The sequence below is a fragment of the Agrobacterium radiobacter genome (assembly GCF_040801995.1).
GTDB lineage: Bacteria > Pseudomonadota > Alphaproteobacteria > Rhizobiales > Rhizobiaceae > Agrobacterium > Agrobacterium radiobacter.
Genome location: NZ_JBEGHX010000003.1, coordinates 109936 through 128963 on the forward strand (window position 1 = coordinate 109936; position 19028 = coordinate 128963).

At 58.3% G+C, this 19028-nt stretch carries 15 protein-coding genes and 2 pseudogenes; 6 read left to right on the forward strand and 11 right to left on the reverse strand.

The window, feature by feature from the left end; genetic code table 11:
* The first annotated feature begins 28 nt into the window (after window positions 1-28).
* Window positions 29-1006: a LysR family transcriptional regulator gene (locus MRBLRC7O_RS24065; protein ID WP_080865239.1), complete on the forward strand. Its 978-nt coding sequence runs from the start codon at window positions 29-31 to the stop codon at window positions 1004-1006.
* Between the two features lie 53 nt (window positions 1007-1059).
* On the opposite strand, the gene MRBLRC7O_RS24070 is transcribed toward MRBLRC7O_RS24065, so the two are convergent.
* From MRBLRC7O_RS24070 to MRBLRC7O_RS24105, 8 genes are all read right to left on the reverse strand, one after another.
* Window positions 1060-1782: a L,D-transpeptidase gene (locus tag MRBLRC7O_RS24070; RefSeq protein WP_111797015.1), complete on the reverse strand. Its 723-nt coding sequence runs from the start codon at window positions 1780-1782 to the stop codon at window positions 1060-1062.
* 123 nt (window positions 1783-1905) lie between these two features.
* Window positions 1906-2823 carry a LysR family transcriptional regulator gene (locus MRBLRC7O_RS24075; protein ID WP_060726657.1) on the reverse strand — a complete coding sequence of 306 codons (918 nt, stop codon included), beginning with the start codon at window positions 2821-2823 and terminating at the stop codon, window positions 1906-1908.
* A 167-nt stretch (window positions 2824-2990) separates the two neighbouring features.
* Window positions 2991-3740, reverse strand: coding sequence for a MerR family DNA-binding transcriptional regulator (locus tag MRBLRC7O_RS24080; RefSeq protein WP_111797016.1), 750 nt, complete (start codon window positions 3738-3740; stop codon window positions 2991-2993).
* A 12-nt stretch (window positions 3741-3752) separates the two neighbouring features.
* A complete protein-coding gene (locus tag MRBLRC7O_RS24085; RefSeq protein WP_112540255.1) occupies window positions 3753-5654 on the reverse strand; it encodes a S9 family peptidase in 1902 nt (633 codons plus the stop codon).
* An 893-nt stretch (window positions 5655-6547) separates the two neighbouring features.
* Window positions 6548-7684, reverse strand: a complete 1137-nt coding sequence (locus tag MRBLRC7O_RS24090; RefSeq protein WP_112495476.1) for a Gfo/Idh/MocA family protein — start codon at window positions 7682-7684, stop codon at window positions 6548-6550.
* A gap of 158 nt (window positions 7685-7842) precedes the next feature.
* Window positions 7843-8565 carry an alpha/beta fold hydrolase gene (locus tag MRBLRC7O_RS24095; protein WP_111797018.1) on the reverse strand — a complete coding sequence of 241 codons (723 nt, stop codon included), beginning with the start codon at window positions 8563-8565 and terminating at the stop codon, window positions 7843-7845.
* 110 nt (window positions 8566-8675) lie between these two features.
* Window positions 8676-9008, reverse strand: a complete 333-nt coding sequence (locus MRBLRC7O_RS24100) for an antibiotic biosynthesis monooxygenase family protein (protein ID WP_111797019.1) — start codon at window positions 9006-9008, stop codon at window positions 8676-8678.
* Window positions 9005-9991 (reverse strand): zinc-dependent alcohol dehydrogenase family protein, encoded by a 987-nt coding sequence (locus MRBLRC7O_RS24105; protein ID WP_111797020.1) that lies wholly within the window; start codon window positions 9989-9991, stop codon window positions 9005-9007. The genes MRBLRC7O_RS24100 and MRBLRC7O_RS24105 overlap by 4 nt, the downstream gene beginning before the upstream one ends.
* 200 nt (window positions 9992-10191) lie before the next feature.
* On the opposite strand from MRBLRC7O_RS24105, the gene MRBLRC7O_RS24110 reads away from it, so the two are divergent.
* Entirely contained in the window at window positions 10192-11118 is a 927-nt protein-coding gene (locus tag MRBLRC7O_RS24110; protein WP_111797021.1) for a LysR family transcriptional regulator, read from the forward strand.
* A gap of 273 nt (window positions 11119-11391) precedes the next feature.
* Here MRBLRC7O_RS24110 and MRBLRC7O_RS24115 read toward each other — a convergent pair whose 3' ends face one another.
* Together MRBLRC7O_RS24115 and MRBLRC7O_RS24120 are read right to left on the reverse strand one after the other, a co-directional pair.
* Window positions 11392-12156, reverse strand: a complete 765-nt coding sequence (locus MRBLRC7O_RS24115; protein WP_111797022.1) for a 3-oxoacyl-ACP reductase family protein — start codon at window positions 12154-12156, stop codon at window positions 11392-11394.
* Between the two features lie 166 nt (window positions 12157-12322).
* The gene (locus tag MRBLRC7O_RS24120) at window positions 12323-13252 is read right to left on the reverse strand and encodes a LysR family transcriptional regulator (protein WP_060726520.1); all 930 of its coding nucleotides are present in this window, start codon (window positions 13250-13252) and stop codon (window positions 12323-12325) included.
* A 179-nt stretch (window positions 13253-13431) separates the two neighbouring features.
* Here MRBLRC7O_RS24120 and MRBLRC7O_RS24125 point away from each other — a divergent pair.
* The 4 genes and pseudogenes from MRBLRC7O_RS24125 to MRBLRC7O_RS24140 all read left to right on the forward strand — a co-directional run.
* A pseudogene (locus MRBLRC7O_RS24125) lies at window positions 13432-14040 on the forward strand (NADPH-dependent F420 reductase); the annotation flags it as partial.
* A gap of 66 nt (window positions 14041-14106) precedes the next feature.
* Complete coding sequence (locus MRBLRC7O_RS24130; protein ID WP_223569082.1) at window positions 14107-15060, forward strand: zinc-binding dehydrogenase; 954 nt, start codon at window positions 14107-14109, stop codon at window positions 15058-15060.
* 93 nt (window positions 15061-15153) lie between these two features.
* Window positions 15154-15891 carry an SDR family NAD(P)-dependent oxidoreductase gene (locus MRBLRC7O_RS24135; RefSeq protein WP_367727721.1) on the forward strand — a complete coding sequence of 246 codons (738 nt, stop codon included), beginning with the start codon at window positions 15154-15156 and terminating at the stop codon, window positions 15889-15891.
* 159 nt (window positions 15892-16050) lie between these two features.
* A pseudogene (locus MRBLRC7O_RS24140) lies at window positions 16051-16304 on the forward strand (helix-turn-helix domain-containing protein); the annotation flags it as partial.
* 769 nt (window positions 16305-17073) lie between these two features.
* Here the strand turns inward: MRBLRC7O_RS24140 and MRBLRC7O_RS24145 are convergent.
* On the reverse strand, window positions 17074-19023 hold the full coding sequence (locus tag MRBLRC7O_RS24145; protein ID WP_111797025.1) for a MacB family efflux pump subunit: 1950 nt from the start codon (window positions 19021-19023) through the stop codon (window positions 17074-17076).
* Window positions 19024-19028: the final 5 nt, after the last annotated feature.

Sequence of the window (19028 nt, forward strand, 5' to 3'; positions counted from 1 at the left end):
CGGAAAAGATGCTTGAGATCGATGAAGGATGAGTTTAATTATCCATTCCATGAATTTACACGGTATCGATCTCAATCTTCTCGTTGCCTTTGATGCCCTCAATTCCGAGCGTAATGTGACACGTGCCGGAAGCCGTATTGGCCGGACCCAGCCGGCCATGAGCGCGGCTTTGTCGAGATTGCGGTTTCTGCTGCGTGACGAATTATTTGTTCGCGGGCCGAACGGACTTCAACCTACACCGCGAGCGGTAGAACTTGCCGAACCGATCTCACTTGCTCTGCGGGAAATTCAGCGGACATTGCAATTCACGCAGGGTTTTGATCCCGGCAAATCGACCGTATCTTTTTCCATTGCCGTTTCGGCACACGCAGGTTCAGTCATATTGCCGCGCCTCCTGTCACTGCTTGAGGAAAAAGCTCCCGGGATTGATATCAAGGTCAGGGATTATAGCAGCCGTGATGACGCGGTTTCCCTGCTTGACAGCGGCGGCGTCGATCTGACAGTCGGCATTCCCCCCACGCCCACGAGCCGCATCCTGAGTGCCCGGCTTTTCCAGGAGCGGTTCGTTTGTATCCTTAAGAAGGATCATCCAATCCTCGGCCGCCCTTTCGATCGCGAGACGTTTCTGTCTCTGACGCATATCCTGGTCGCGCCCGATAATGAGGGTCTGGATGTTGCCGATGCCGCACTGGCTTCGAAGAATTTCAAGAGGCGGGCGGCCGTGACCATTCCCCATATGCACGCCGCACCGGCATTGGTTGCATCGTCGGATATGGTCGCGACCGTCATCGAAAGCGTGGTTGCTCATTCAGGCTTTGCAGAGCGTCTTGCAGTCTTCGATTTCCCGCTCCCTCTAAACCCGGTACCATTCGTGCTGTCCTGGCATCGTCGCAATGACGGGCACCCGGCCCAGCAATGGCTGAGAAACGGCCTGCTCGCCGCGTTTCCCCACGTGTGGCTCTCTTCAGAAAATATCTGCAGCGATCTTGCCCCACAGTATTACTAGGCGGCCATTGTATCGCGGCAAGCAGCTTAGAACGCGTAACGCTCAATTTGCCATCACACGGCCATCGGCGTCTGATGCACGACGATTGGCGCATGGAACGGAACGCGGTCGTAAAGGTCAACGATGTCCTGGTTCATTAGGCGGACGCAGCCGGATGAAACAGCCTTGCCTATGGATTGCCATTCGGGATTGCCGTGGAGACGATACAGCGTATCTTCTCCGTTCTGGAAAATATAAAGGGCCCGAGCGCCGAGCGGATTATGGAGACCAGGATCCATCCCTCCGTTTGCGACAGAGTATTTTTCCAGTTCGGGTTGCCTTGCAATCATCTCGCTTGGCGGCTTCCATCTTGGCCAATGCTGACGCCAGTGGATATATCCGTTCCCTTCCCATGAAAATCCGTCGCGCCCGATGCCAACGCCATATCGTAACGCAGTTCCGCCGTTTTCCACCAGATAGAGAAATCGCCTTGGCGTATCGACGACAACAGTTCCCGGTGCCTCCCCGGTCGGGTCACCAACGCGCTGCCTGAGATATTCCGGGTTCATTCGCTCAAAAGGAACTGCAGGGACGAAATGTCCACCGTCTTCAAATGCAGCGTAACGGGAAGCAAGATCTGGGTCGACCGGTGAAGACTGCGGAGTAACAATGGGCTGGGATGAGCCTGGTGCCGATCTTTCTGGGACTGTTGTGCATCCGCCGAGTATGGCCGGCGCGGCTAAAGAGCCGACTATGAACGTACGACGGGATATGAAACTATTTCGGTTCTGCATCATGGAAGGCGACCTTCGGGTTGTGGCTGGCACACGTGCTTGAATCGCACGGTATCCTCCAACAGATGGAATATTCCATATCTGTATGAGTGATAGCCGTCATAACCGTTGGCTATGCCATTGGGGCTACCGCTGCTCCGGGGAGATCCCGTCAATGTCCCTGAGCCGCGGCATAACGAAGTCCGTAAATGCCCGGACGACCGGTCGCATGAACTTTGTGGACGGATAAGCAAGAAAAGCTTCGGTAGATCGCAGCCAATATTCGGGAAGCACCCTTACAAGCTCGCCGCTGGCCAACAAGTCCAATACGAGGTTCTTCTGCACCAGTCCCACACCCCGTCCCCGTAAAAGTGCTGCAATCATGACATGCGCATTGTTCGTTATGAGTATTGGCCTGACGGTGACGTCTTCGGCGCGCGCGCCAGGTCCCAACAGGGAAATAGTATTGCGCTGAGCGAGCATCTTTGGAGTACCAATGACTTCAAGCTCCGAAAACCGTTGTGTGTCTTCAATCTCCCCCACCTGTTTCAGGTAACGAGGGGACGCGACGAGAAATCGCTCCACCCACCCGATGCGGCGTGCGATGACATCCTGATCCTCGATTTTCCCGTAGTGAAGTGACAAATCGAAATTATCATAGACCAAGTCGACTGTGCGCTCATCGAGAGCCAGTTCGACGGAAATCCCGCAATAGTCATCTTGAAATTCCCCGACTATACGTTCGAGATGACCGACACCAATGCAAGATGGGGCGTGAATTCTTAGATTGCCTTCGATTTCACCTGTGTTGATGCGGACGCCCTCCAGCGCCGCGTCGATCGATGCGATCGCAATGCGGCTGGCTTCGTATAATTCGAGTCCATGCGCCGTCGGGCGAACGATTTTCGACGAGCGCTCCAGAAGCCTGGCTTGAACGTGCCGTTCGAGGTTCGAAATATGCTTCGTAACCGCCGGCTGCGTTACCCCAAGGTCCCGTGCCGCAGCAGTAATCGACCCCTTCTCGACGGTGCGGATGAAGGCTTTTAAAGCAACGTTGATATCCATCATATTACTCTTGATTATAATTGAATCAAGTCATAACCAATGGTTTAGAATATGGCTTGATTATGTCTGGGTAAAGGATAGCGCAAATTTTAACCTCGCCGACCCGACTGGGCTCAACCCCCGCAATCGATCAATCATTTTTCGAGCGGCCCGACGCAAACCAACGATCACCGCTCGGACGCCAGCCCGCTGTTGATCTCCATCAGCAGGCGCTTCTGCTGGTTGTTCGTATTCTCCAGGGCATGAAGCCAGAGCAGCGTTGCTGCCTGGTGCTTCCTACCGCCGCTCAACGCGTTGTCGAAGTCTCTCATCCATGATCCAAGATGAGCGATGTAATCTTCGGCAAGCGCTGAAATCTCGACGTGGTCACTATCTGGCCCCAACGCATCGAAACGATCCCCCAGCTCTCGCACGGTAGCACCATATTCGAGATCCGCGAGTTGGTCATAGAGCCGGGCCAGTTCTGCGCGCTGCTCTTCATCCAAAAGGTGTGATAGGAGTACAGATTGCTCCCGACCGGCTCGCACCGCTTTAGGCTCTCGCCCCGACTCCAGCGCCATCAGAGACGCAGCAAATTCCGGCGCCATGTCGGGCGGTCCTTTGCCGTCACGCAGGGCTGTAACAGTCCGGCGTTGACGCTCCAGAAGTTCGATCTGCCGCGTGAGCCCCTCAAGAAGAGCGTCCAAACTGTCCTCGCTCATCTCGGCACGACCGTCGAGAAACGCTGGGATTTGCGAGAGCGAGAAACCGAGCGCTGTCAATTGACCGATACGCAGCAGTCGGATCAAATGCGGCACGCTGTAAACGCGATACCCATTGTTCTGTCTCGGCGGCTCCGGCAAAAGTCCGATCTGGTGGTAGTGCCGCAGCGTGCGGATGCTCATGCCCGCCAGTCCTGCAATCTCCTTACTGCGCATGCGCCGCCCTCATTACTCGCCCCTCAAATGCCGTGCAAGAAAGCGCTCGATCTTCCGATACAGCTCAATATTGCTATCCTCGTTGATGAACCAGTGTCCTTCGCGGTCGTTGAGAAGATAGTCGACCTCCACACCATTCGCACGCACCCTTTCCACCACCAGATCCGCCTGTGCCTTTGCAACACGCACATCGTTCGCGCCGTGAACCACCAAAAGCGGTTTGGAAATGCAATCAAGCCGGCTTACCGGCGAGCGCGCAAGCATGTCCCGGCTCTGCGTCTCGATGTCTGGATCACCCATGTAAGAAAGGTAGGTGTTGACTAGTGCAGGCCGTATGAACGAGACGACTCCATCCACCAGCAGCCGGAGATCGGACATGCCGGAGTAGGAGATGGTGGCGGCAAAGCGCTCCGGCGTGAAGCTGGCGCCCACCAGCGCGGCGTAACCGCCATAGGAGCAACCGTAGATCGCTACCCGCGCCGGGTCGGCAATACCCTGACCGATTAGCCAGTCGAGCCCATCGATCAGGTCGTCATGCATACGCCCGGAGAACTCCCCTATCGCGGCTTGCATGAACGCCTTGCCATAGCCGGTCGAGCCGCGAAAATTCACCTGCAGCACGGCATAGCCGCGGTTGGCGAGGAACTGCACTTCCGGATCATAAAAGCAGGCGTCGCGATACCACGGCCCGCCATGTACCAGAAGCACGGTCGGCAGCGCACGCGGCTCATCCTTGGCATCGAACCCGACGGGCAGCGTCACATGGCACGGCAAGGTCAATCCGTCGCGCGACATCACATCGATGGGTCGCACGCTCGCCAGCCGCTCGGCTGAGAGCTCAGAAAATCGCTCGCCAAGCACGTACGCCTCGCCGCTCTCATGTTCGTAAAACCATGTCGTGCCGGGATGCCGGTCATCCCAAAATTCTGCCACCCATTGTCGCCCATCGTGATCGCAGGAAATGTACCCTATTTCCCCGTCTGACAGCCGCTGTAAGCTGTCTCGCACGGCGGCAAAATGCGGGTTCAGAGGCCGTATCTGCTGTCTTTTGCCAAGATAACGTAGTCCCAGCAGCTCGCCTGTCACAGGATTGCTGATCAGGCTGGAGGGAAAGCGCGGATCGGCCTCTGGCCGCGGCGTATCGAGGCTGTAATCGGGCTGGCTGTCGACTACCCTGTGCTTGCCCGTCGCAAGGTCAATGGCAGCAAGATAGGTGTGGTCGCTGCCCGCGTTGCAGCCAACCAAGACGCTCTTTCCATCCGCCGCAACCATCAGCGGCATCGGCCCGATTGGCTGGTCGCGTCCGCTCAGGTTCGCCAACGTGGTGAAAACACCATTCTCGTAACGAGCCAGTTCGTGGTCGCCCGCGTCGTTGATGATGAAGGCATGCATCGGTCCGTTCGGCGTAACGATCCAGTGTACGAACCGACCAGGATTCAAGGCAGCGACCCTGGTTTCAGCGCTTTCGATATCGACCTCGTACAGGTCAATCAGACCCGGACTTCTAAGGTTCATCTGCACGAAAGCCTTACCTGGAAACGCGGCGGACAAGTCCAGTCCCATTACCCGCACGCCGGAATAAGGCGTCAAGTCGACTGTCCTAGCCTTCCCGCCCACCGTCTCTGCCCCGTCCACCTCCACACGATGAAGGTGCCAGTTCTCGTCGCCCTGGGTGTCTTGTACGAAGAGAATGTAGCGAGCATCACGCGTCCAACTAAAGCCGTCGATATTGCGCGTGTCATCGGCCGTCAGTCGCCGCGCCGTGCCTTGTCCGACTGGCCGCACCCAGATATTCAACCGCCCACGCCAAGGCGCCAGATAGGCCACCAGCCGGCCATCGGGAGAAATATGCGCCCGCGAAAATTCTGGCATTCCAAAAAGCGTTTCAATCGGGATGAGATCAGTTGCAGTCATGTCGAACCTCGCATCGTCGACGGCGCCATCGCGGGCCACCACACTCAAACAATATCGACACACTGCCTGAACTATGACGTCGCGTCGGGGTCAACCGTGAAAGCCAGCTTGGTCCGGAATCACGTAATTTCTGCGTAACTGTGAGATTCCATATCACTTTGGCGGGATCGCGCTTCGCTCTCGCAATTGAATGACTTGTCTAAAAAGAAGGTACATCAAATGAGCAAAGCCTCCCAAGTTCACATCGTCATCCGACGCCTGTTTGCCGGAACAATGTTCGCAGGCCTCCTTATCCTGACCGGTTGCCAGACACCGGAACAGGAACGCTACGCCGATCTCGACACCTGCTCGGGAATGGGCGCACGATACGGATCATCGTCTCATACCGCATGCATGCTCCAGCAGCAGCAGCGTCGTGACGACGCGCAACTACGGACCCTTGAGTCAGCAAGGCTAAGCCAGATCATGGCAGAAGATGCACGCCGGCAGCATGAGCGTATGAGAAGAGAGAGACGCCGAGACTAGTTCCAAATTCGGTGTGAGGCTCGAGCGGAGACGTTTGCGCCCAGCCTCTCACCAATGATGCGCCCCATTATGTAAACCGGATCTGGTCGAAGCCACAATATCGGAAAACGGTGGCTCAATTGGATCTGATCTTCGTATTCCATAAAGGCCCGCGACGTGTTGAAGCCGCTTTCTAACGCCGGACACACGCTGGAACCCGACCACACAACTGTACCGAAGTCAGACTTCGATTGCATTGCCGGGGCGTCCAACACGTCGACCTGGAGCGTACTGCGAAAGCAGGCCGGATGCTTACGCGGTTGCTCGGCCTTTCGGTTGCACGCGCAGAGATGAGCGACAGCGCGCGAGCTAGAGCCCTTCTTGGGTTTTTAGGGATTGGGGTTGCCTATATCGCTGAGGGACAGATGCTGGCGATGACCCGTTAAATTGGCCTGTGTGATCGCCTCGAGCACCCGGTGACGATCGAGCGCGACCGCGAAGTCTGGCGCATCTGCGGTTCCGTCGCGGAGGTCGGCGGCGAGTTGGGCGTAGAGCCGGGCGACACCCGCGGCGGGCGCTTCGAGTTGCAGGTCGGGATCCGCGTATGCTGTTGGGACCTGTAGCTGCTGGACAGGTTCGCTGCCGCGGCGCAACGTGATGGTCATATCACCGAAGTGGATGTAGCCCGACGCCGTCTCCACGCGCAGACTGCCTTCCGTACCCTGGATCTCCCACACCAAGCCGGCGGACTGTCCGGCACTGTAATGCAGCGAAGTGACGATCCCGCCTTCGAGAACGCCGGCGACGATGATCTCGTCCGGCGCATCCTTCGGGAGGGACGAGCCATCCGAGAGGCGGACGCCGTCGCCGCGCTGATTGGCGACGATGGCGGACAGGCTCTCGAATGCGCCGAGTACGTGCGCCAGTGGTTGGAGCGCGTGGCCGAGCATGATGCTTTGAAGCGTCGCGCCATTCTCTGCGCGAGCCATGTATTCAAATGGCGGGCCGTATCGGCCGACCCACATGTCGTCGTTCAGACGCGCGCGGATGCTCGTGCTGAGCGGCATGCCAATCACGCCCTGCCGGACGAGGTAGCGGAGGTAGCGGATCGGCGGGTGCAGGCCGCCCTGCAAACCGATAACCGTGCGCAGCCGCCGTTCGCGGGCAAGCCCCTCCAGCGCTTCGACTTCCGATAGAATTCGCGCGAGCGGCCATTCGCAATAGACCATCTTGCCCGCGGCGAGCGCGTCGGAAACGATCTGCTTGTGATCCGGCACCTTGACCGCTACCACGACCAAGTCGACCTCCGGCCGCACGACCAGTGCCTGATGTGTGTCAAAGGCGAGATCAGCGCCCAGTCGGCTAGCGGTCGCGTTCGCACTTTCCATACGCGTCGTGCTGACGGCGCGGATCTGGAACGCATCGAGCGCCCGCAGTGCCGGGACGTGCGCAATTCCGCCCCAGCCTCGATCGGGACTGGCGCCGACGATGCCGACGCCGATCCGGGAGTTTGGTGAATTGGTCATGTAGGCGTGCTCCTGTCTGATGCAGCCTGCAATGCTAGCCTTGCTGCGTCACATGGTTTCGTTTCCGGACAAATGCTTGGGCGCATAGCGAGTGTCCAAGCATTGCCGTTCACGTTGCGGCTGCGTGGGTTGAGCCCAAGTGACGCAAGCGTAGGGAGTTAAGCGTGTGTCCAATGGGCCTCGAGTTCGCGCGCGACATCGGCCGGACGCTCTATCATCGGCCAATGCGAGGCGCGGAGCTTCACGACGGCGCGTGCGTGTGTGGCATTGCCGAGCTCGTCGGCGAAGCGGTGCGGCAGAAACGGATCGTCCAGGCCCCAGATCACCAGCGCTGGCGCGGTTATGCTGCTCAGACCCGGTTTCCACTGCGCCCCGACCTCGATTGCGGAACGGTAAAGTGCGAGAATGCTTGCCCGCATAGTGGCATCGAGATGCCGAACCGATTCATCCGCCGCATCTTTCGGCATCTGCGCCTCAACGAGTTTCGCCGCAAATTCCTCGAGGTCGAGATCCTTCATCCATTGCTCGCCCTCACCTGGCGTCTGCCAGATCTTGGCGAGATAGTGCCACGGATATTCCGGATCAATCGGCCCACTGATGCCGGTCCAGGTCCGCACCAGATCCGGCCGGATCGACGTCAGACGGCCTGTCAGCAGGCAGCCCCAGTCATGACCGACCAGATCTACGGGTTCGCCGATCTCATCGAGCCGGTTGATCAGCCAGTCGAGATACTCTTCCTTTGTTGACCTGAAATCCGTCGGCAACGGATTACCAAAGCCGGGAAGATCGATCGTGATGATGTCACTGCGCTCAAGATGAGAGCGAACGGTGTCCCAGAGCCGGTGGGTGTCGGGTACGCCGTGGACTAGGACTGCAGGCATGTCACGATCTCCTGGTGGTTGTTGTCAGAATAGGGACATGGCGGCATCGCGGAAGTCGGCGTCAGAGAAACCCGGCGTTGCTATTAGCGGAACCCTTGCCGTTGTGCGCTCTAACCCGCGCCGCTTTTTCCACGACGATAGTCACGCCAGCCGGTGTTGTCGCCCTCGAGATGATAGACCCTCGGTTCCCCGGACAAGTATTCCTGTATGCCTCCCATGAACGGCTCGTGATCTTCGCTTGCTTCGAAACCCGCAGTATGATCGTCAAGCGACCGCCATCGCACGATCAGATTGAATACCTCCGGCGTTTCGATCCCCTGGGCGAGGACATGACCGCGATAACCCCGCGCACGCGTGAGCAGAGGAACAACGTCTCCGAACGCTTGCCTGAACTCGCTGATCTTGTCCTTTTGGACAGGCAGCATAGCGATCTCATAAATCATGATTGCACCTTTGTGTCGGCCTGCGGGTCAATGGCAATCGCGATCTTACCGCGCAAACCGTTGTTTGGTTTCTCGAGCAGTGCATGGGCAAGCGGAAGGTCGGCGAGCGAATAGACGGCTCCCACGTGCGGCCTCAGTTGACCGCGTTCCACCAAAATGCTCAGTTCGTTGAGCTTGCCTTGGTTCTGCCTCGTGAAGACGAAGTGGTAGCTCGCATTCTTGCCCCATGCCTCAATGAGATTCTGCGGCTGTGCGATGTCCACGATCGAGACGACGCGACCGAGTTGTGCGAGCGCCTTCGGGCTTTGGGACAATGTTTCACCTCCGAGGGTGTCAAACACGACGTCTACTCCGAGGCCTTCCGTCTCCCGCATGATGGCGGCGACATAATCCTCTTTCCTGTAATCAATGACGACGTCAGCTCCGACACTTCGCGCAAACTCGAAGTTTTCTTCGCGGACGGTCGTGTAGACCTTTGCTCCGATGGCTTTCGCAACTTGGATAGCCACATGCCCTACCCCTCCCGCGCCGCCATGGATCAATATGCTTTCTCCCACCCTCAGGGCAGCACGCGAAACAAGCGCTTCCCAGGCGGTTCCGCCAACCAGGCTGAGGCTCGCAGCCTCAAGATGGGTCAGCGAGCAGGGTTTGCGCCCGATGATGTTTTCGTTGGCAACGTGGTATTCGGCATAACTGCCTGGCCCGTCGAAGATCTGTGGCGTGTACCAGACCTCGTCCCCTGGAGCGAACATTGTTACCCCCGGACCGGTAGCTTCGACAACGCCCGATACGTCATGACCGGTAATTGCCGGCAACGGCACCAGGTCGCGATAGTCGCCTCGCCGAACTTGGTAGTCGAGGGGATTGATCGATGTGGCATGGACCCGTACCAAAACCTGCCCCGCCTTCGGAAGAGGCTTTGGAACTTCGACGAGATCAAAGGCTTCTGGACCGCCAAAGGATTTGAGTGACATCGCTTTCATTTCAGGCTCCTCTTCTATCGAAGGTAATGATTCTGGTCGCCGGCGTCGGCGTGGGACGAGCAACATGCTCCGCCGTCGGAGCATTCCCGGCCTCGAAGCGTCCGCCGCCGTTTCGATAGCTCCTATGTGATTTATCGCGATTGCTTTCGGTAGCGGCCAAGATTAAGGATCACCTTCAAAAAAAATTTGAAAGTTGGCTAATGGACGTGGACGAATTAAATCTCTTCGTACGGATTGCTCAACTGCGCAGCATCAGTGCCGCAGCTCGCGACTTAGGTCTGACGCCTGCTGGCGCTAGCGCCAAACTGCTGGTTCTCGAGCGAAAACTCAGTGCAAGGCTCGTCCATCGCACCACACGGCAAGCAACTTTGACTGAAGACGGTCTAGCGTTCCTGCCGCATGCGGAACATATTGTCGTCGCTGCGGAGGCCGCCCGAGCGGCACTTGGGCGACAGCAGGCGGCGCCTCGCGGCACATTACGAATAGCGGCCCCCGCCTCGTTCGCGCGAATGCATATTGTGCCGGGTCTGGCCGACTTCTGCAGGCAATATCCCGACTTGGCACTTGATTTGCGCATTTCGGACAGCATCGTTGATCTGGTCGAGGGTGCCTTCGATGTAGCGGTTCGTTATACCGAGCTCAGCAATTCATCCTTTGTCGCTCGGCGGCTTGCTCCCGACAATCGGGTGCTGGTCGCGTCGCCCGAATATCTCGAAAAACACGGCCGGCCCAGCACGCCCGACGACCTGGCGGAACATACCTGCCTCGTCGTCGGCACGCTGGATCTTTGGACATTTCGAGGGGAAGGTTCGGTGGTGATCGAACGACGTGTTATTCCGAGTCTCCGCATCAATGACGGCACTGCAGTGCGCGATGCCGCTTCCGCCGGGCTGGGCATTGCGCTGATGGCCACGTGGTGCGCATCGGAAGAGCTACAGTCCGGCGCGCTGGTGCCGGTCCTTCCGAAGTATCCGCTGATCTCAACCCAGACGCTTTGGGCGCTGTATCCAAGTTCTCGCGAACTGGCACCGAAAGTGAGAGTGTTCATCGACTGGCTTGTCAATCGGTTCGGCAATCAACCCTACTGGGATAAAGGGCTGGAAAACATCCTCGATCACCGTCGATGATACGTGATTATTGTCCGGTTCCGATGCGCGCGCGAATACGAGTTCATGTGAAACGGTGCGGTTTTGGGCTTGAACGGCGGCGCTGCGCACGCATTCCAGATCGAGATCGCAACGGTGAAACTACCGAAGGCGACCCCTTGTTTTTGATCGTGCCGAGCCGCGACGGCGTCTTGCAACCGTGTCGGTCAAGCCCGCCTTGAGCCGTTGATTGTTGGTGAGGCGTCGAAATCGCTGCGGCTGGCGAAGCGAATTTTGCATTTCGCCCCGGCATTTTCAGGATGTGAAACCACCATCGGCCCGGATGTCGGCACCTGTTACAAACGAGGCTTCCGGACTTGCAAGGAATGCGACCACGCTCGCAATTTCCTGGGGCTTTCCATAGCGGCCCGCCGCGATACGCGAGATTTGCATAGCGGCAAACTCGCCATCAACAGGGTTCATGTCAGTGTCGGTTGGGCCTGGATGCACCGTGTTGACTGTGATGCCGCGTGGCCCGAGGTCATGAGCCAAACTCCGGTTGAAACCGGCGACGGCCCCTTTGGTGAGGCCGTATGCTGACAGCCCAGGCACCCCGGCATATTTCGTGATTGAACTGCCAATATGTATGATCCGGCCGCCATCCTTCATATGGCGTACGGCCTCCTGCGTGGCAACGAAAACGCCAGTTACGTTGATTGCGAGCATTGCCTGATAGTCATTGAAGGCGATTTCGTCGATCGGACCGGCAAAGGCAATACCGGCATTGTTCACCAAAATGTCGAGGCCGCCGAACTTATCGACCGTCGCGGCAACGGCAGCGCGTATCGCGTCCGGATCAGCGGCATCCGCGGCAATAGCCAGCGCGCGCGCGCCCGTTTTTTCTATGGCAACAGCAACTTCCTCAGCCTTCGCAGGTGATCCACGATAGGTGAAGGCAACCTGAGCGCCATCCGCTGCGAGACGCTGGGCGATTGATGCGCCGATAGATCGCGATCCACCGGTGACAAGTGCGATCTTTCCGCTCAGTGGAAGATATCGAGACGAGGTTAATTCAGTCATTTTTTCACTCCATTTACGTGTCTGTGGAGTGATATATTTGCCCATCCCTGTCTTAGAATATTAGCATCATATCGGTTGGATCATCTTCAAGCATGTGTTGAATATGGGATATTCGATGCAGTCAAACGACCACGGTTTTCAAAGAAGCTAACGGAACGTGTGGACATTAGCCGAGACTGCCTGCAAACCGGGCACTGAGGCGCTCGCGACGGAAATATTCAGTATAGAAGTCGATGAAAGCGCGTGTTTTTAGCGGTTGGAGCACTCGGCCAGAGTAGTAGAGCGAGATAGATCCGGCATCGGCATACCACTTCGGAAGGATACGTTCGAGCGCGCCACTTTCCATATGCGGCAGCACATCGGGTACGGCCAACAATGCAATGCCCAACCCCGCGATTGCCGCCTGCACCATGGGCGCGGCGTCGCTCATCACAATCGTCTCGTTGAGGAGCGCGCGCTCTTCACGTCCTTGAGCGTCCCGCATCATCCACTGCCTGATCCGGCCCGAATTCGAGGACCGCATCAAGATTCCGGCATGATCGGCCAGATCGGCAGGGCTAGCCGGCCGGCGACGTGCAGCAAAATAGCTGGGCGATGCGACCGCGATAACGTGCACGGGTGCGAGCGTCGTGGAAACGATGCCAGGATTGAGTTCGAAACCACCGCCGATCGCGGCGTCGAAACCCTCGGCGATAAGATCGACCTTGCGGCTGTCGAAATGCCAGTCAGGTCTGACGCCCGGATAACGGGCCAGAAAGTCGGGCAGTGCAGGGAGAACGTATCCCATGGCGAACGACAAACTCATGCTGAGCTTCAAAACGCCGACGGGCTCGCCCTTCGTTTGTGATGCCCCGTCGATTGCCCCCTGAAGGTGGTTCAGGCTGTCCCCTATGCTTGCCAGAAACGACTCCCCCGCCTCGGTCAGGGTCAACTTCCGCGTTGAGCGGTGAAACAGCCGTATACCGAGGTTGCGTTCCAGCATTGCAACATTCCGGCTGACTGCGGCCGGGGTGATCGAGAGACGCCGTGCAGCCCCAGAAAAGCTGCTCGCTTCTGCGCTTCGAACGAACGCTTCGAGGTTTGCCAGTGTCTCCATAAAACGTAACCTTCAAGCATTGATTGAAACTAAAACAATTCATCTATCACTTATGCTGCGTGTATTTGCCAGCCATATTCCAGTCAACAGCAAAAGCGGATTTCTGCAACGCCAACGGCATCAGGCCCAGGATGTAGCGGGAAAACCGATCGTCGCAGACAGAGTTCTCACGAACCGTAAAGGAGTGGGTGATGACAGTTGGAATTATCGGAGCCGGCAATATCGGGGGCGCATTTGCCACTGCGCTCGGCAAGGCAGGAATCGAAGCCGTGATCGCAAACAGCCGAGGACCGGAAAGCCTCACAGCGCTTGTTTCAAAACTTGGAAGCACAATCCGGGCTGGAAGCGTCCAAGAGGCCGCGGCGCAAGCCATCGTTCTCGTGGCAGTCCCGTGGTCAAAGATACCTGGCGCGCTCGCCGGTTTGAACTTCGGCGACAGGATCGTAATCGACGCCAACAACTCCATCGAAGCGCCGCTTTACAGGCCGGCGGACCTTGGCGGCCGCACCTCTACGGATATTTTCACCGCCCTTGTGCCAGGCGCGCGCGTCGTCAAGGCGTTCAACCATCTGATGCCAAAGCAACTGTCGGGCGACCCCCAATCGGATGGGGGCAGGCGCGTCCTGTTTTACTCAGGCGACGATATGAGGGCGAAGGCTGAGGTCGCCGCCATCGTTAATCGCCTCGGCTTCTTCGGGATCGATCTCGGGGGGCTTGCGGTCGGCAGCCAGCTGCTTCAGTTCCCAGGCGGTCCCCTGCCCGCTCTCAATCTCGTCAAGTTCGACTGAACATCGCTGCGCTCCATCCGTCTGCAATCGAGCGCCGCGCACCATCTGAAACCCGGAGACAATATTGTGACAAGGTTCATTCAAATGCAGTCGGCGGGCGGACCGTCGGTTTTGCAGGTTATCGAGAAAGACCTGCGCGCGCCACGTGCCGGCGAGGTTAGGCTCATTCAAGACGCGATCGGCCTCAACTTCGTCGATACGATGATACGGAAAGGCCAGTATCCGATGGCGTTGCCTGCGGTTCCCGGTTTTGAAGCGGCCGGGACGATTACCGAAGTCGGATCCGGCGTCGAAGGGCTGTCGGCCGGCGATCGGGTCGCTTACTTCTTTTCGGAAGGCGCCTATGCTACCGAGAGGATCATTCCGACAGCGCCGCTCATCCGCCTGCCCGCCGATATCTCGAACGAGACTGCGGCGACCTTCCTGGCGAAGGGCGGGACGGCCTGGATGGGGATGCGTGGTCTCCACGATCTCAAATCCGCCGAGACGGTGCTGGTACTTGGGGCATCGGGAAGCGTAGGCGCTATCCTGTCTCGCTGGGCAAAGTCGCTGGGCGCAACAGTGATCGGCGTTGCCGGATCGCCGGACAAGTTCGACAAGGTCGCGGCCGGTGCCACGCATGCCTTCCACGCTGGCGAGCCAGACATCGCCGCCAAGATCCGTGCGATCGCACCTGACGGTGTCGACGTCGTCTATGATTTGGTCGGCCGGGCGACCTTTGCCCTGGGCGTGTCGAGTGTCCGGGATGGTGGCGTGATTGCCGCGATTGGAGCCGCAACGGGTCAGCCAGCGCCGGCCCCCGATCTTGTGCGACGGGGGGTAGATGTCCGTAGTGGTGGAACCCCTCAATATGTCAGGGGACCAGCAGTCGAAACCGCAACTTCCCAGCTATGGGATGCGCTGCGCTCAGGGATTTTCGATGATCTCGAAACCACCCGCTATCCGTTTAATGAGATAGCCCGAGCGCATGACGACATGGACAAGCGCCGCTTGAGCGGTCTGCCGGTCCTGATCGCTTGAACCGAAAATAATCGTACAGCGGCAGGCCGCACGATGCCCTCCGCAATTCGGCCGGGCGAACATTTCCCCTATCGATAATGAAAGGAATGATCGATGAGTGAACTAGCAGGTAAACGTGCGCTCGTGACCGGAGCGTCCCGCGGCATTGGCGCCGCGATAGCGATAGCTCTGGCAGAACGAGGCGCCGACGTTGCGATCACGTACGAACGCGCCGCTGATCGGGCAGCGCAAGTTGTCGCAACGATCATAGGCAAAGGCCGCAAGGCGTTGGCTATCCAGGCTGATAGCATGGACCCAGAGGCGGTCAAGCGGTCGGTTGATCAAGCGGCGCAAGCGTTGGGCGGCCTCGACATCTTGGTGAACAATGCGGCTATCGCGATCTACAAGGATGTGGCGGATTTCACCGTTGCCGAGATCGATGCTCTTTTCGCTGTCAACGCTCGCTCCCCGATCCTGGCATCGCAAGCCGCTATGCCTTATCTTGGCAAAGGTGGCCGGATCGTCACAATCGGCTCCGCAGGCGCAGAACGCATTGTCGGACCATCGACTGTTTATTCAATGACCAAATCGGCATTTCAATCGTTTACCCGTGGTCTGGCGCGAGAGCTTGGCCCCCGTGACATCACTGTCAATCTCATTCAGCCAGGATCAACCAACACGGAAATGAACCCGGCCGAGGGTGAGTTCGGAGATTTCCAGCGTGCCCTAATACCGCTCGGCCGGTACGGTGAGCCGGAGGATGTCGCGGCTGCGGTAGCCTTCCTCGCATCTGGCGCGGCCCGACAAATCACCGGAACCATCCTGACCGTTGATGGCGGCACGCTGACCTGAACACACTCCCGCGGGTCCACGATTTAAACATAGGAGAGTGGGAGCTAACTGGATAATACCACCTACCAGCTCTCCTTTCTCATTCCACTATGCACCATCATAGCGTGGTCGAACGGAGTGTAGGTCGCATGTCTTTCAAGAGCGGATCGGCCCGTCTCGCTGGGAATCGAGTCACAGCGGCGGACTCGCCGCCCTTTCGCCGCGCTTTGGGAGGCCACCCGGCGGCATCCTGGAGCAGCTTGGACGTCACAACGCTTCGATCACGGAGCTTGCCGAGAAATTCCACATTACCCTCACGGGCATGAAAAAAGCACGTCGGCGTCCTGAAGCAAGCGGGCCTCGTCACCACGGAGAAAGTCGGCCGGGTGCGGATCTGCACGTTCGGCCTGCTCCGACTGGAGGAAAAAGGGGCATGAACCGAGAGGCAATATGCTGAGATTCGTGAATGAAGGAGTTCAACCATGTCACTGCGCCAGCCCGGCCAAGTTCGATTTCCCTTTCACTCACAATTGGCAAGGGACGACGGCTGTGGGGTTCGCGTCCTGCAAATGCTCACTGGCATGACCTATGATGAGGTCGCTCGGCTGGCCTATCGGCACGCCGATAAGAACCAGCGATTGGAGTGATATTCAAGGTGTGGCCGTCGTCCACGTCGATGAGGACCATTTCCTGCTCTATGACTTGGTCAGTCGTCTGTTTTACGATCCAGGAGAACCGGAGGGGCCGGCTGTGGTTACCAGCCATACTCCAACCAGCTATCTGACGGTTCAGCCTAGCGAACGTGCGCCGGATCGATGAAATGGCCACTTCGGGCTGATCTTGGTCAATAGGTCAGGTCGCGCCGGACGTCTGCTTTGCAGGTTTCTCGATGACAGCCCAAAGCGGACGATTTATGGCAAACCGAAAGGACCCACCGTTGCCTGCGGTTTGGCACCCGCTACAGTCTCAGCGCGCTGCGACCGTGCCGACCCGGATCTTGACCGGGGAAGGAAATGAATCGGAGGCAGCGGTTTGATTCAGAAGTGTCGTTCGATCATACTGTGAACTCCGCCGATCATCAGGCCATGAACTCAGAAGCAGTCAGTTCTCCAGCTGCTTGCGAGGCTGATTTCCAATTGGAATTCCATAACGGCAATGCCCACTGCTATTCTTCACTACGCCATCACACATGCTTTCCAGCCATCATTCGCGTGCCAAGGCTTCTATCGGGTCCAGCTTTGCCGCGTTGCGGGCGGGAAGGAAGCCGAAGACAATTCCGATCAGGGTGGAGCAGGCGAAGGCCACAATGATGGAGCCAGAAGAGAAGATCATTTTGAAGTCGGGGCTCAGCAAATTAAAAAGAGCGCTGATCCCGACGGCGAGCATCACTCCCATGAAGCCGCCGACAAGGCAGACCATGACGGCCTCGATCAGGAACTGGGAAAGGATGTCGCTGCGGCGCGCGCCAACGGCCACACGAACGCCGATCTCCCTGGTGCGCTCGGTCACGGAAACCAGCATGATATTCATCACGCCGATGCCGCCGACAATCAGCGAGATCACGGCGACTGACGAAATCAGCAGCGTCAGGGTTTGCGTGGTGGTCTCGATAGTCTCGCGAATGGTCGCCGAGTTGGTGAGGAAGAAGTCTTTCGCGCCATGCCGACGCTCGATAAGGCGTGAAACTGCGGCCTCGACATTGCCCGGGTCGACATCGTCTCTGATACGGACCGTTATGCCGTCGACGTTCGGACGACCCAGCATGCGGCCCATGACGGTTGTGTAAGGCGCATAAACGGTCAACGTATCAACCGCCGGGCCGAAGGAGTTTTCCCGTTTCGTCACACCTACGACCCTCGCCGGCATTGTGCCCAGAAGGATGACCTGCCCCACCGGGTTTAGCCGGTCTGGAAACAGGTCTCGCGCGGCGTTTGCATCGATCACTACATTCTGGCTGTAGGCGGTAACGTCCTGGGCGTCGAACAGTTGTCCATGCGCCAGCTCAAGACCCCGTACACGAAAGAAGTCGGCGCCAACGCCGGTGACTGACGCATTGACGGCCACGGCGGCGCGCTTGACAGTTACGCTCGTCGTGACGGCTGGTGTCACGCTGTCGACATAGGGCTGGTTCACCAGCGCTTCTGCATCGGCGGGAACCAGGGTCCGTATCTTGCCCGCTTCCAGATCGCCGAAGCCTTTACCGGCCCGCAACTCGATCGTGTTGGTGCCAAGCGAACTGATACTACTCAGGATTTGTTGCTGCGAACCGGCTCCCAGTGCCGAGATAGCCGCCACTGAGGCGATACCGATGATGATGCCGAGCATGGTCAGAAGCGAGCGCATCTTGTGCGCCCATATTGCCGCGCCCGCCATACGAAAAGCTTCGGCCATCCGGTCAATTGCACCACGCCAGCCAGCGCCCTGCGCGTGCTCGCGGATGGGACGGGCCGTCGCGGCGGATTTGGATATATTGCGCTCGTCGGAAATGATAACGCCGTCGCTGATCTCTACAACCCGATCCGCGTGTTCGGCGATCTTCTTGTCGTGAGTGACGAGAATGATGGTGTGCCCCTCGGCGTGAAGCTCGCGCAGGATCTTCATGACTTCGGCGCCACTGTGCGTATCCAGCGCTCCGGTCGGCTCGTCGGCCAGAATTATCTCGCCGCCGTTCATCAGGGCGCGGGCGATCGACACCCGCTGCTGCTGGCCGCCCGAAAGCTTGCCCGGGATATTGCCCGTCCGCTCAGCCAGACCCAGCCGGGTCAACAAGGAGATCGCTCGCTTGTGCCGGTCGGATCGGCTGCGTCCGGCATAAATGGCTGGTACCTCGACGTTGCTGGCCGCGCTGAGATCGCCAAGCAGATGATAACGCTGGAAGATGAAACCAAAACACTCACGGCGTAGCGCGGCCAGTTCGTCCACGGACATCTTCGAGGTCTCGCGTCCTTCGATCCAGTAGCTGCCGTCCGTCGGACGATCGAGGCAGCCAAGGATGTTCATCAGCGTCGACTTGCCGGAGCCAGACGCACCTATGATGGCCATCATCTCGCCGGCCTCGATGTCGAGGTCGACGTCTTTCAGCACCCGCACCATCTCGTCGCCTGCGGGGAAAGCGCGGGATACCCCACGTACGCGGATCAGTGGTTCCGTCATAGCGC

Coding starts and splice junctions, on each gene's coding strand:
- MRBLRC7O_RS24065 (WP_080865239.1), top strand. CDS start 29: ATGAGTTTAATTATCCATTCCATGAATTTACACGGTATCGATCTCAAT.
- MRBLRC7O_RS24070 (WP_111797015.1), bottom strand. CDS start 1,782: ATGATGCAGAACCGAAATAGTTTCATATCCCGTCGTACGTTCATAGTC.
- MRBLRC7O_RS24075 (WP_060726657.1), bottom strand. CDS start 2,823: ATGGATATCAACGTTGCTTTAAAAGCCTTCATCCGCACCGTCGAGAAG.
- MRBLRC7O_RS24080 (WP_111797016.1), bottom strand. CDS start 3,740: ATGCGCAGTAAGGAGATTGCAGGACTGGCGGGCATGAGCATCCGCACG.
- MRBLRC7O_RS24085 (WP_112540255.1), bottom strand. CDS start 5,654: ATGACTGCAACTGATCTCATCCCGATTGAAACGCTTTTTGGAATGCCA.
- MRBLRC7O_RS24090 (WP_112495476.1), bottom strand. CDS start 7,684: ATGACCAATTCACCAAACTCCCGGATCGGCGTCGGCATCGTCGGCGCC.
- MRBLRC7O_RS24095 (WP_111797018.1), bottom strand. CDS start 8,565: ATGCCTGCAGTCCTAGTCCACGGCGTACCCGACACCCACCGGCTCTGG.
- MRBLRC7O_RS24100 (WP_111797019.1), bottom strand. CDS start 9,008: ATGATTTATGAGATCGCTATGCTGCCTGTCCAAAAGGACAAGATCAGC.
- MRBLRC7O_RS24105 (WP_111797020.1), bottom strand. CDS start 9,991: ATGAAAGCGATGTCACTCAAATCCTTTGGCGGTCCAGAAGCCTTTGAT.
- MRBLRC7O_RS24110 (WP_111797021.1), top strand. CDS start 10,192: ATGGACGTGGACGAATTAAATCTCTTCGTACGGATTGCTCAACTGCGC.
- MRBLRC7O_RS24115 (WP_111797022.1), bottom strand. CDS start 12,156: ATGACTGAATTAACCTCGTCTCGATATCTTCCACTGAGCGGAAAGATC.
- MRBLRC7O_RS24120 (WP_060726520.1), bottom strand. CDS start 13,252: ATGGAGACACTGGCAAACCTCGAAGCGTTCGTTCGAAGCGCAGAAGCG.
- MRBLRC7O_RS24135 (WP_367727721.1), top strand. CDS start 15,154: ATGAGTGAACTAGCAGGTAAACGTGCGCTCGTGACCGGAGCGTCCCGC.
- MRBLRC7O_RS24145 (WP_111797025.1), bottom strand. CDS start 19,023: ATGACGGAACCACTGATCCGCGTACGTGGGGTATCCCGCGCTTTCCCC.